General features: G+C 33.7%; 7 protein-coding genes. 2 read left to right on the forward strand and 5 right to left on the reverse strand.

The features are described from left to right. Positions 1-106 precede the first annotated feature (106 nt). Entirely contained in the window at positions 107-1450 is a 1344-nt protein-coding gene (locus AB3G34_RS10765; RefSeq protein WP_369752454.1) for a kelch repeat-containing protein, read from the forward strand. Between the two features lie 71 nt (positions 1451-1521). Here AB3G34_RS10765 and AB3G34_RS10770 read toward each other — a convergent pair whose 3' ends face one another. The 4 genes from AB3G34_RS10770 to AB3G34_RS10785 all read right to left on the reverse strand — a co-directional run bounded on the left by AB3G34_RS10770 (position 1522) and on the right by AB3G34_RS10785 (position 9487). After that, a complete protein-coding gene (locus AB3G34_RS10770; protein ID WP_369752455.1) occupies positions 1522-3783 on the reverse strand; it encodes an aconitate hydratase in 2262 nt (753 codons plus the stop codon). Between the two features lie 121 nt (positions 3784-3904). Then, entirely contained in the window at positions 3905-6676 is a 2772-nt protein-coding gene (locus AB3G34_RS10775; RefSeq protein ID WP_369754095.1) for a bifunctional aconitate hydratase 2/2-methylisocitrate dehydratase, read from the reverse strand. A gap of 343 nt (positions 6677-7019) precedes the next feature. After that, positions 7020-7973 carry an AAA family ATPase gene (locus AB3G34_RS10780; RefSeq protein ID WP_369752456.1) on the reverse strand — a complete coding sequence of 318 codons (954 nt, stop codon included), beginning with the start codon at positions 7971-7973 and terminating at the stop codon, positions 7020-7022. 80 nt (positions 7974-8053) lie between these two features. After that, positions 8054-9487, reverse strand: coding sequence for a peptidylprolyl isomerase (locus tag AB3G34_RS10785; protein ID WP_367771737.1), 1434 nt, complete (start codon positions 9485-9487; stop codon positions 8054-8056). Between the two features lie 368 nt (positions 9488-9855). On the opposite strand from AB3G34_RS10785, the gene AB3G34_RS10790 reads away from it, so the two are divergent. Further along, complete coding sequence (locus AB3G34_RS10790; RefSeq protein ID WP_369752457.1) at positions 9856-11445, forward strand: peptide chain release factor 3; 1590 nt, start codon at positions 9856-9858, stop codon at positions 11443-11445. Positions 11446-11897: 452 nt separating this feature from the next. On the opposite strand, the gene AB3G34_RS10795 is transcribed toward AB3G34_RS10790, so the two are convergent. Beyond that, positions 11898-13424, reverse strand: a complete 1527-nt coding sequence (locus AB3G34_RS10795; protein WP_369752458.1) for a RagB/SusD family nutrient uptake outer membrane protein — start codon at positions 13422-13424, stop codon at positions 11898-11900. Positions 13425-13427: the final 3 nt, after the last annotated feature.

The following is a 13427-nucleotide window of genomic DNA, read 5'->3' on the forward strand; positions in this document are numbered from 1 at the left end:
TATATAGAATTTAACAAACCTCAAAAATTAAAAAAACTTTTTAAAATACAGTCATATTATCCTTACTTTTAATTCTAAATTAGAATCTCATATTAAAATTAATGCTTTGAAAAAATTAATATTCCTTTTTACATTTTCCTCTTTACTTACGTACGCACAAAGTATAAAAGGAGTTGTCCTAGATAAAAACACAAACCTAGGTATTGAGGATGTCAATATTACCTCCCAAAAAACAACGGCAACTGCATTAACGGATGAAGACGGCAAATTTAACTTAAAATTGAAAAATGAAATTCAATATAATGATTCCATCTATTTTTCGCATATAGGTTATATTACAAAAGGAATTCTTATTTCAGAATTCAAAAAAAATAATTTTTCTATCCAACTAGAAACTGAAATTGAAAATTTAAAAGAAACGACTATATACAGTACCAAAAATTTAAAAAGTAAAATTAGCTTCACCAAGTTAAGCAACTTAAAAAAAGGGATTTACTCTTTTGGCTCTGTATTAATTGATGGTAAAATATACGTAATTGGTGGTGATACTTCATTTGAATCAGATGCTTTCAAAAAATTGCAATACGAAAACCCCGACTTTACTTTGGAAGATTATATGAGAGAATTAGCTACGCAGTTCAGTGGTACTGCATTTTCAGGCAATTTATATATTTACAACATAAAACAAGATTATTGGGAAAAATCAACAGCTGACTTCAGAAAAAGAGCGTATCATAATCTTAATTATTATGACAATAAAATATACGTAATAGGTGGCAGAAGAAGATCTAGAAATGGTGTCTATGATTATTTAGAAAATACTATTGAAGTATACGATTTGAAAAATAAAACAATTGAAATTGATAAAACAAATCCACACCAAGCCACCAATTTTTCTTCATTTACCTATAAAGATAATATAATCCTCTTGGGAGGATCCACAAAATCAAATAAAAAAGGGGAGAAAATATATTCCAAAGAAGTTCACAACTATGTTACTAAATCTGGATATTGGTACAAACTAGAAGACATGCCTACTGCAAAGGAAACATCCGGTGTTCTAGTAGGAGACAAAATTTATTTAATTGGTGGCTACGACAATACACCATTAACAGAAATTACAACTCTCGATTTACTAACTGGGAAGTGGGATACAATTGGCAATCTACCATATGCAATGGAAAAACCTGCTTTGACAGTAAATAATGATACGATATATATATTTGAAAACGGGAAAATTATCACATTGGACCTCAATTCCAATATTTTAAAGGAATACTTAATTGACTTACCCATGAAGACTTCTCAATTGTATTTCTATAATGATACTATATATTTACTTGGGGGTTCAATAGAAAACTATTATTCGAAGAGCCCATCTGCTAATCTTTACAGTATTGATCTAAATGAATTTACTATTACAAAAATTTACCACTTAAAAACTTTATAACCTGATAAGATTACAAACAAAAAACGCTCTGTTTTCACAGAGCGTTTTTAAATATATAATAAAACTAAAAATTAAGCTTCAGCTGCAATTAAGTTTAATGCTGATCCAGCAACATACCAACCAATTTGCCCTTCATTGTATGTATGGTTAGCCAAGATAATATCTTTACTTCCATCAGCATGAACAAATTCTATTGATATTGGTTTCGCTGGAGCAAAATCGACTAAATCAATAAAGTTGATTGTATCATCTTCTTGGATTTTATCGTAATCTGCTTCATTAGCAAAAGTCAATCCTAAAAGTCCTTGTTTTTTAAGATTCGTTTCATGGATACGAGCAAATGATTTTACTAGTACTGCTTTTACTCCTAAGAAACGAGGTTCCATTGCAGCATGCTCACGAGAAGAGCCTTCCCCATAGTTATGATCTCCAACAACAACGGAAGGGACTCCAGCTGCTTTGTATGCACGAGCAACTGCAGGAACTGCATCATATTCACCTGTTAATTGATTTTTAACTGAATTTGTTTTTTGTGTGTACGCATTTACTGCACCAATCAACATATTATTAGAAATATTATCTAAATGTCCACGAAAACGCAACCATGGTCCAGCCATAGAAATATGGTCCGTTGTACATTTACCAAATGCTTTAATAAGCAATTTAGCTCCTGTAATATTTTTTCCGTCCCACGCATCAAATGGAGCTAATAATTGTAGTCTATCCGATGTTTCACTAACCACTATTTTAACACCAGAACCATCGGAAGCAGGCGCTTGAAATCCATTATCATCAACATCAAATCCTCTTTTTGGTAATTCATCACCATAAGGAGCTTTCAATTTCACTTCTTCTCCATTATCATTCAATAAAGTATCCGTTAATGGATTGAAATCTAATCTTCCTGAAATTGCTAACGCAGCTACCATCTCTGGTGAAGTTACGAAAGCATGTGTATTTGGGTTACCATCTGCTCTTTTTGAGAAGTTACGGTTGAAAGAGTGCACAATTGTATTTTTCTCCTGTTTATCAGCTCCTGCTCTATCCCATTGTCCAATACATGGTCCACAAGCATTTGTAAATACTTTTGTACCCATTTTTTCAAATGTAGCAATTATACCATCTCTTTCAATTGTAAATCTAATTTGCTCTGAACCTGGATTAATTCCAAACTCCGCTTTTGGAGTAATTCCATGCTCAACAGCTTGATTTACGATAGATGCTGCACGAGCCATATCTTCGTAAGAAGAGTTGGTACAAGAACCAATTAATCCCCATTCTACTTTTATAGGCCATCCATTTGTAGCAGCTTCTTCTTTCATTTTAGAAACTGGAGTACCTCTATCTGGAGTAAAAGGCCCATTGATATGTGGTTCTAATTCTGATAAATTTATTTCAATTACTTGGTCAAAATAGTGCTCAGGATTAGCATAAACTTCAGGATCGCCTGTTAAATAATCAGCCACTTTATCAGCAGCATCCACTACATCTTGACGACCCGTTGCAGATAAATACCTACGCATAGAATCATCATAACCAAATGTTGAAGTTGTAGCTCCAATTTCGGCACCCATATTACAAATTGTACCTTTACCAGTACAAGACATATTAGTAGCACCTTCACCAAAATATTCAACAATAGCACCAGTTCCCCCTTTTACAGTAAGAATATCAGCTACTTTTAAGATCACATCTTTTGGAGCAGTCCAACCAGATAACTTTCCAGTTAACTTAACACCAATTAATTTAGGAAATTTTAATTCCCATCCCATACCTGACATTACATCAACGGCATCAGCTCCACCAACACCTATTGCCAACATACCTAATCCACCTGCATTCACAGTATGAGAGTCAGTACCAATCATCATTCCGCCTGGAAAAGCATAATTCTCCAAAACGATTTGATGAATAATCCCCGAACCAGGTTTCCAGAATCCAATTCCGTATTTATTTGAAACAGAAGAAAGGAAGTCAAAAACTTCACTTGACTGTTGTTTTGCTACTGCTAAATCTTTCTCAGCACCTACTTTCGCCAAAATTAGGTGATCACAATGTACCGTTGTAGGCACCGCTACCGTTTTCTTACCTGCATGCATGAATTGCAACAAAGCCATTTGAGCAGTTGCATCTTGACAAGCTACTCTATCTGGAGCAAAGTCAACATAATCAACTCCTCGTCCGTACGCTTGCTTTGCCTTTCCGTCCCACAAGTGGGTATATAAAATTTTCTCTGTTAAAGTTAGCGGACGACCCACTACCTCGCGTGCAGCATCAACACGAGCAGCCATGTTGTCATACACTTTTTTAATCATATCAATATCAAAAGCCATAATATATAAGTGTTTTTGTTGTTCAATTTTAAACACCACAATATACAAAAAAATGAGGAGCTATAAAAAAAAGCCTGAGTTAATAACTCAGACTTTTCATATATTTAATAAAGATTAACAATTACCTAACTAATTGCTTATGAGGAGGTGCAAACTTAGTCAAATTGATTCCTTTTACAGCTACTTTGTATTCTTCTATAGTAGGAGTTCTACCTAAAATTGTGGATAAAACTACAACAGGTGTAGACGAAAGTAATGACTCTCCTTTTTTACCTTCAGTATCCTCAACAACTCGCCCTTGGAAAAGACGTGTAGAAGTTGCCATTACCGTATCTCCTTTGGCGGCTTTTTCTTGATTACCCATACATAGGTTACATCCTGGACGTTCTAAGTACAACATTTTTTCGTATGAAGTACGTGCTATCGCTTTAGGTATGTTATCATCAAATTCAAAACCAGAATACTTCTGTAAAATCTCCCAGTCTCCTTCTGCTTTAAGTTCATCTACGATATTATAAGTAGGTGGCGCCACTACAAGCGGTGCTTTGAACTCTACCTTACCTTGTTGCTCATCTATGTTTTTAAGCATTTGAGCCAGAATTTTCATATCTCCCTTGTGAACCATACAAGAACCTATAAAACCAAGATCTACTTTTTTATCACCACCATAGAAAGAAAGTGGTCTAATTGTATCGTGCGTATATCGTTTAGAAACATCAATATTATTTACGTCTGGATCTGCAATCATTGGCTCTGCAATCACATCAAGATCAACAACAACTTCAGCAAAATACTTAGCATCTGCATCTGGAGTCAATGCTGGTTTGTCACCTGATTTGATTTCCGCAATTCGCTTATCAGCAATAGCAATCAATCCTTTCAGAACTTGTGTTTTATTATCCATTCCTTTATCAATCATGATCTGGATTCTACCTTTTGCAATCTCTAAAGATTCGATTAATGTAGCATCTTCAGAAATACAGATAGAAGCTTTCGCTTTCATCTCTGCAGTCCAATCCGTAAATGTAAAGGATTGGTCAGCTGTAAGAGTACCAATATGTACCTCAATAACTCGTCCTTGGAATACGTTATCTCCTTTAAACTGATGAAGCATCTGAGATTGAGTAGCATGAACTACATCACGGAAATCCATATATTCCTTCATTTCCCCTTTGAAAGTTACCTTCACAGATTGCGGGATTGGCATAGAAGCCTCACCCGTAGCCAATGCAAGCGCAACGGTTCCTGAGTCAGCACCAAAAGCAACTCCTTTAGACATTCTGGTATGAGAGTCACCACCAATAGTAATTGCCCAATCATCAACTGTAAGGTCATTTAATACTTTATGAATAACATCCGTCATTGCAAGATATTCTCCTTTCGGGTCACGTGCAGTAATCAAACCGAAGTCGTTCATAAACTTCATTAATCTAGGGATATTTGCCTTAGACTTATTATCCCAAACTGAAGCAGTGTGGCACCCTGATTGATAAGCACCGTCAACAATTGGCGAAATCACTGTAGCAGCCATAGACTCTAACTCCTGAGAAGTCATCAAACCAGTTGTATCTTGTGAACCCACAATATTTACGGTAACACGCACATCTGAACCAGCGTGCAATACTTTACCTGGAGTAGTTCCAACAGCGTTTTTATTGAATATTTTTTCAACTGCAGTTAGACCTTGTCCTTCAATAGAAATTTCTTTTGATGCAGCGTACACTTGAGGTATGTCAATATTTAAAGTTTTACAAGCAAATGTTTGTAATTTTTTACCAAAAACGATAGCATAAGACCCACCCGCTTTTATAAATTCCACTTTTTGAGGAGTTAAAGAAGATGAAATATCAATCAATTCTTTGTCCCCATTATATAATTTCTTAGTCTTTGTGTTGATTGTAAGAACAGTTCCTGTAGCAACAGAGTACACTTCTTCAAGAATAGCCTCTCCTGCTGCATCAACGACAACATTTCCTTCTGCATCTAATTTTTTAGCCCAGTTTTTAAGATCAATCCCAATCCCACCTGTTACCCCAACAGTTGTTAGGAAAATTGGTGAAATACCGTTTGTACCGGCAATAATTGGAGCAATATTGATAAATGGAACATACGGACTTGCTTTTTTACCTGTCCATAATGCCACGTTGTTAACACCTGACATTCTTGATGAACCTACGCCCATAGTACCTCTCTCAGCGATTAACATAACGCTTTTATCAGGATTAGCTTCTGCCAATGCTTTAATTTCATCTTGTGCTTCAGGAGAAATCAAACATTTACCATGCAATTCACGATCCGATCTTGAGTGTGCTTGGTTTCCTGGAGAAAGTAAATCAGTTGAAATATCTCCTTCACCAGCGATATAAGTAATTACCTTAATTTCATCAGCTATTTCTGGTAATTTTGTAAAGAATTCTGCTTGAGCATAGCTCTCTAAGATTTCTTTTGCTACAGCATTACCGCTTTTATAAGCCTCTTCTAAACGATCAGTATCTGCTTCATAAAGAAAAACTTGTGTTTTTAATACTGCCGCAGCATCTTTTGCAATAGCAGCATCAGCACCTAAAGCTAAGTCTAGCAACACTTCAACCGAAGTTCCACCTTTCATATGTGATAACAACTCTAAAGCAAAAGCAGGAGTAATCTCAGCAACAACTGATTCTCCTAAAATAATTTCTTTCAAAAATTTAGCTTTTAAACCTGCCGCAGGAGTAGTACCCGGTACCACATTATAAATAAAAAAGTCAAGAGAACTTTCTCTATCCTTGTTATTTAAATCTTTAATTTGCGAAATAACATCGCTTAGTAATTCAGCACCATCAATTGGCTTTGGGTTAAGTCCTTGGTTTTTTCTTTCTTCAATCTCTTGGATGTAATCCTGATACGTATTCATAATAGAAGTCTTTTTCAATTTTAATAGCAGATTCCATTGATAATTTCAATATCAAAAAGCCATTATATATAGGTGATTTTTGTTTTTTCAAGTGCAAATTTACATATTAAAGATGAGAATTAAAAAAATTTAATAGAGGTGCCCTTTTCAAAAATTATTATTATCTAATACTGATTTTTAATGCGTATAATTAGTAAAATAGAAAAAATTTAACACTAAAATGATTAATCCGTAATCAAACATTTGTATTAGTATTTTTTCTAAAAAGCAAAAATCACACTCAACAAGAAAACGTTGTAGTTCTATTCAAAACCCAACTACAAACCAGCTAATAAATTTCATTTTAAAGTAACTTTGAGATTATAATCTCTTCAGTTATCCCCTCAGCATCTGCTTTGTAATTCTTGATAATTCTATGGCGAAGTATGCCAATTGCCACGGCTTTGACATCTTCAATATCTGGCGAAAATTTACCGTTGAAAGCGGCATGAGCTTTGGCAGCTAAAATTAAATTTTGTGATGCCCTAGGTCCTGCACCCCAATCTAAATAATTTTCAACAAACCCATCAGACAAAGCATTATCAGGACGTGTTTTACAAACCAAACTTACTGCATATTCAACAACATTATCGGCAACTGGTATTCTACGTATCAAATGCTGAAAGTCTATTATTTCTTGAGCCGTAAAAAGAGGATTAATACTTGAACTCACATCAGAAGTAGTTCTTTTAACCACTTCTACCTCTTCATCAAATGAAGGATATTCTAATTTTATAGCAAACATAAAGCGGTCTAACTGCGCTTCTGGCAACGGATAAGTTCCCTCTTGCTCAATAGGGTTTTGTGTAGCTAAAACGAAATAAGGCAGATCCAGTTTGTAATTCTCACCTGCTATTGTAACAGAACGCTCTTGCATCGCTTCTAATAAAGCGGCTTGTGTTTTAGGAGGTGTTCTATTGATTTCATCCGCAAGAATGATATTCGAAAAAATAGGTCCTTTTATAAATTTAAATTGGCGATTTTCATCTAATATTTCACTACCTAAAATATCGGAAGGCATCAAATCTGGTGTAAATTGTATTCTTTTAAAATGAAGCCCTAAAGCTTGAGCCAGTGTATTTACTAACAATGTTTTTGCTAATCCTGGAACACCAACTAAAAGAGCATGACCTCCAGAAAAAATACAGAGTAAAATTTGATCTACTACTGCATCTTGACCCACTATTATTTTGGCGATTTCGTTTTTAAGATCGTTCCGTTTCTGTACTAAATTATGTATTGCTGCTACATCAGACATTTATAAACCTATTTAAATTAAAAAAGAGTTAACGCTATGAAAATCCATAAAGCTAACTCTTTTTATTTATTTTATAAAAATTATTTTTTCTTCAACCAGTTATTGGTAAAATCACAATCTCTGTATTCACCAAGAACCTTAATATACGTTTCATTTATTTTCTCATCAAACCATTTTCCAACAGCTTTAATTTGTTTTTCTTTTAAAGCCAACTCTTTTATTTTAAGATAATCGGTGGCATAATCCGCAACATGTTCGTTGATTCTATTTGTCACAGTAATAAGCTTAAAACTTTTTTTACCGTTTTCATCCGTATCCAATATAGGTTGTGAAATCGCATCATCTTTTAAATTTGAAACTTGACCATACAGACTAGGATCCATTTTTGTCAATTCGAAACGCGTATCTTGCGTTTTTGGATTAATCAAAACACCACCATTTGCTTTAGTTTCCTTTTGATCAGATTCTGTTCTAGCCGCTTCTGCAAAAGTTATTTTTTTATCTACAATTTTACTTCTAATTAAACTTATCTTCTCTTTAGCTTCATTAATAGCTTCGTCAGAAACTGTTGGCGTCAATAATATATGGCGTAATTCAATTTCTTGTCCTTTAATTTTCTCTATGTATATAATATGAAACCCGTAAATAGTTTCAAACGGAGCCGATATCTCCCCTTCTTGCAAACTAAAAGCAACATCCTTAAATTCTTTAATAAAAGCTGTTTTTCTATTCATTTTATAATAACCTCCATTTGTAGCTGACCCAGGATCTTTAGAGTATAAAACTGCTTTAGTTGCAAAACTAGAACCTTCTTCTACTTCTTTCTTAAACCCATTAAGTTTATCAATTACTTTTTGTTTTTCAGCATCCGAAACTTTAGGAGTAATTACGATTTGCGCTACTTCCATTTCTGCACCAAAAAGAGGCAATTCATCCTTAGGTATTTTTTTGAAAAAATTACGAACTTCTTCTGGTGTAATTTCAACTCCTTCAACAATCTTTTTTGTCATTTCAGAAGTTAATTTTTGCTCTTTCAAAATATCAAAAAAGTAACTTTTAAACTCCTCTTCTGAATTTTTTTTATAGTATTTTACTACTTTTTCAAGAGATCCAATTTGACCTACCATATAGGCTAATCTATCTTCCAACATCCCTTTTACTTCAGCATCAGTTACTTTAATACTATCCTGAATTGCTTGATGCGCATACAGTTTGTCTTCCATTAGTTTTCCTAACATCTGACATCTTGTTATATCTTTAATTGAACCTCCTTGACTTGAAATTTCTAAATACGATTTATCAATATCTGAATCCAATATAATATAATCCCCTACAGTAGCAACTACACCGTCTATTTTTTGTCTTTGATTGGATTGGATTTTCTTAACAGGAACAATAACACTGTCTTTAATTATCTCTTGAGCTCTTGAAATTGTACTTGAAAATAGTAAAAGAAAAAAAACAAGCGCAATTTTATTATTTATGGACTTCATTTGTAATTTATTTAATAGCATTATTTGAAATTTATATTACGGCAAAGGATTCTGTTCCTCAATTCTTCAAAATTTATTTATAGAAGTCTTTACTTTCGCGACCAAATATACGCTATAAGTATCAAGAAATAAAAATGTTCTTACAAACCTTTTCCCATAATTAAAACGAACAAAAATAACAATTCAATTACATAATACAAGTTTCCACTCCACTATTAACAAAATTTTATAGGAGCATTATTCTTTATTAGAAGTACTGCATTAATAGTCCTTTTAACTTATTGAAATCGAGTTTGCAATAATTATAAATGAGGCTATTCTAAAAGAGAGCCTCATTTTTTTTTATTAGCATTTATAAATAGTACTTTTGCAAACTATTTACAGTAAATATGAGCTTTTTAAAAGAAATACAAAGAAGAAGAACTTTCGGAATTATCTCGCATCCCGATGCAGGTAAAACAACACTAACAGAAAAATTGTTGCTTTTTGGAGGAGCAATTCAAGAAGCTGGTGCAGTAAAAAACAATAAAATTAAAAAAGGAGCTACGAGTGATTTCATGGAAATTGAGCGTCAGAGAGGAATTTCGGTTTCTACCTCTGTTTTGGCTTTTAATTACCAAGATAAAAAAATCAATATTCTTGATACTCCTGGGCATAAAGATTTTGCCGAAGATACTTTTAGAACTTTAACCGCTGTTGACAGTGTTATCGTTGTAATTGACGTAGCAAAAGGGGTTGAAGAACAAACAGAAAAATTAGTCGCAGTTTGTAGAATGCGAAAAATTCCTATCATCGTTTTTATTAATAAAATGGATCGTGAGGGAAAAGATGCTTTTGACTTGATGGATGAAGTGGAACAAAAATTAGGACTTACTGTCACACCTCTTAGTTTTCCAATAGGAATGGGGTATGACTTTCAAGGTATTTATAATTTATGGGAACAAAACATCAATTTATTTAGCGGAGACAATCGTAAAAATATTGAAGAAACAATCGCTTTTTCTGATGTTCAAAACCCTGAATTAGAAAAAATAATAGGTCAAAAACCTGCAAATACTTTACGTGAAGAACTAGAATTGATTGATGAAGTTTATCCAAAATTTGATCGTCAAGACTATTTAGACGGTAAACTACAACCCGTGTTTTTTGGATCGGCATTGAACAATTTCGGGGTAAGAGAATTACTAGATTGTTTTGTTGCTATTGCACCTTCACCAAGACCAAAAGAATCTGAAACAAGATTAGTAGACCCAAAAGAAGAAAAAATGTCTGGTTTTGTATTTAAAATCCATGCTAATATGGATCCAAAACACAGAGACCGTTTGGCTTTTATAAAAATTGTTTCTGGTACTTTTGAAAGAAACAAACCGTATTACCATGTACGTCAGAAAAAGAATTTAAAATTCTCAAGTCCAAATGCATTTTTTGCAGAAAAAAAGGAAATCGTAGACATTTCTTATCCTGGTGATATCGTTGGTCTTCACGATACTGGGAATTTCAAAATTGGCGACACTTTAACCGAAGGAGAAATCATGAGCTTTAAAGGAATCCCTAGTTTCTCTCCAGAACATTTTAGATACATTAATAATGCAGATCCAATGAAAGCAAAACAACTGGATAAAGGTATCGATCAATTGATGGATGAAGGGGTTGCGCAGTTGTTCACCCTTGAAATGAATAACCGTAAAATCATTGGGACTGTAGGTGCACTTCAGTATGAAGTAATTCAATACCGACTAGAACATGAATATGGTGCTAAATGTACTTATGAAAACTTCCCTGTACACAAAGCGTGTTGGGTAAAACCAGATGATGCTAAAAACAATGAGTTTAAAGAATTTAGAAGAATAAAACAAAAATTCTTGGCTCATGATAAATACGGACAATTAGTGTTTCTAGCTGATTCCGACTTTACAATCCAAATGACTCAAAACAAATACCCAAGTGTAAAATTATTCTTTACATCAGAATTTGAATAAGGTTATAATTTCAAAGGCAATTACACTTTTGAACACGTTGACCTATCATTCAAGAATTGTTTAGAAATAAATCTCCATCTTAGCCTTGATACAAATGTGCAAAATTTATAAATACTTTTAAAAAGAAAGCAATCCAATCGAGTTATTATAAAATAAAAACAATAGTACTTGCTATGGAATTACGAATAAGTCTACGCCTCCGTATTGAAAAACAACATCCGGAATCTTTATTCTTTCACTAACCGAACGTATCTGACTTATCGATTTTTTTCAGGAATTAAAACATTTAAATCTAAAGAAAAACATTTAATGATGAATAGAATTTAAATCCAGCTTGTATTATGAGTTTTTATAAAGCTTAAAAATCAAAAACTGCCCATTATAAATAAAAAAACTGCCCAAAAATCTCTTTTCGGGCAGCTGAATTTAACAAACCAACTTAACAAATTATATTAATACCCTGGATTTTGATCCGCAATTGTTAGCGCCTTATTTTTAGCAATTTCTGATGCTGGAATTGGAAATAAATCATTTTTAGAAGTATATCCTTTACTTGATAACTCTGCATTAGCTCTTCCCCATCTAACTAAATCCCAAAAACGCTGTCCTTCAAAAGCTAACTCCAAGAATTTTTCATTTACAATAGCGTTAAACAAATTTGCACCTGTTAAGGTCGAAGATACATCAGCTAATCCAGCTCTTTGTCTAATTTTGTTTAATTCTATTCTTGCATTGGCATCTTGTCCTTCCTTATTATAAGCTTCGGCTGCAAGCAACAATACTTCAGCAAATCTAAATAATCTCAAGTTTGTACCATAATTTGCTTCCACAACACCACCAGCGCTTGTTTCTGAAGCACGTGGAGCATATTTAGTTCTAATACCTCCTTCATAGTCCCAAGGCGTTCCAGTTAAACTTCCACCAAATGAAACAAGTTCTGCTTCACTCATTACTGTAGCTGCTTTACGACTTACATCTCCTGCAACATCAAACGCACTTAATATTTTTGCTGTTGGCAAGTTAAAGCCCCATCCATTTTTCAATCCAGTACCATTCAAATTAAAGTAACCGTCACCACGAGGACCCATTAATTGTATAAATATGTTACTTTCTTCACGACCAGCAAGATTTGCAGTAGTAAAATTGTACCCTTTTGTAGTAATAAAGCCTACTTCGAATAAAGACTCTTTTCCAAATTCTGAATCTTTTAACCAAACTTTTGAAACGTCTGACTCTAAACCATGAGCGGGATTATCTATTACAGCTTTTAGATAAGGAATTGCAGCAAGAGTTTTCCCTTGAAAAACCAAAACTTTCCCTAATAATGCTTGAGCAGCCCCTTTAGAAACTCTAAAATTATTTTTAACCGCGGTTTTATCTGGCAAACCAGCAATAGCAACAGCTAAATCAGCTTCTATTTGAGCATAAATTTCTGCTCTTGGACTTTTGGCTTTAGCAAAAGCTTCAGCGCTAATTGTTGTGGGATTTTCTAAACGCAATGGCACATCTCCCCACATAGTTGTTAGCTCAAAATAACACCAAGCTCTCATAAACTTTGCTTCTGCAATTGCAAAAGTCTTAGTACTTAAGGTTCCTGCTTCCACCTTCTCTATAATAGTGTTTGCAAGTGCAATTGTTTTATATTCCTTATTCCAAACCCCTTCCAAAGAGGGATTAGAAATAGATATATTTGCATAATCATCAATTTCTTGTAATTGCTTTTGATCTGTTGCAGTACCACCACCGGCATTAGCCTCATCACCCGGCAGTACTTTAATAAAAAAAGCTGAATTCCAAGCCTGATCATTATTAAATTGTACAAGGTCATACAATCCAATTAAAGCTTCTTCCGTATTACTTTCACTATTAAAGAAAGTTGTACTCTCCAGTACACCAACAGGTTTTACCTCGGTAAAATCTGAACTACATGATACAGTTATTAAAAATATAACCGCAACACTATATATTATTTTTTTCATATT

Origin of the sequence: Flavobacterium sp. WC2409 (assembly GCF_041200085.1) — a bacterium.
Taxonomy (GTDB): Bacteria; Bacteroidota; Bacteroidia; order Flavobacteriales; family Flavobacteriaceae; genus Flavobacterium.

What these genes read in the sequence shown, in the direction of transcription:
- AB3G34_RS10785 (WP_367771737.1), bottom strand. Translation starts at nt 9,487, where the DNA reads ATGCTATTAAATAAATTACAAATGAAGTCCATAAATAATAAAATTGCG.
- AB3G34_RS10795 (WP_369752458.1), bottom strand. Translation starts at nt 13,424, where the DNA reads ATGAAAAAAATAATATATAGTGTTGCGGTTATATTTTTAATAACTGTA.
- AB3G34_RS10770 (WP_369752455.1), bottom strand. Translation starts at nt 3,783, where the DNA reads ATGGCTTTTGATATTGATATGATTAAAAAAGTGTATGACAACATGGCT.
- AB3G34_RS10780 (WP_369752456.1), bottom strand. Translation starts at nt 7,973, where the DNA reads ATGTCTGATGTAGCAGCAATACATAATTTAGTACAGAAACGGAACGAT.
- AB3G34_RS10775 (WP_369754095.1), bottom strand. Translation starts at nt 6,676, where the DNA reads ATGAATACGTATCAGGATTACATCCAAGAGATTGAAGAAAGAAAAAAC.
- AB3G34_RS10790 (WP_369752457.1), top strand. Translation starts at nt 9,856, where the DNA reads ATGAGCTTTTTAAAAGAAATACAAAGAAGAAGAACTTTCGGAATTATC.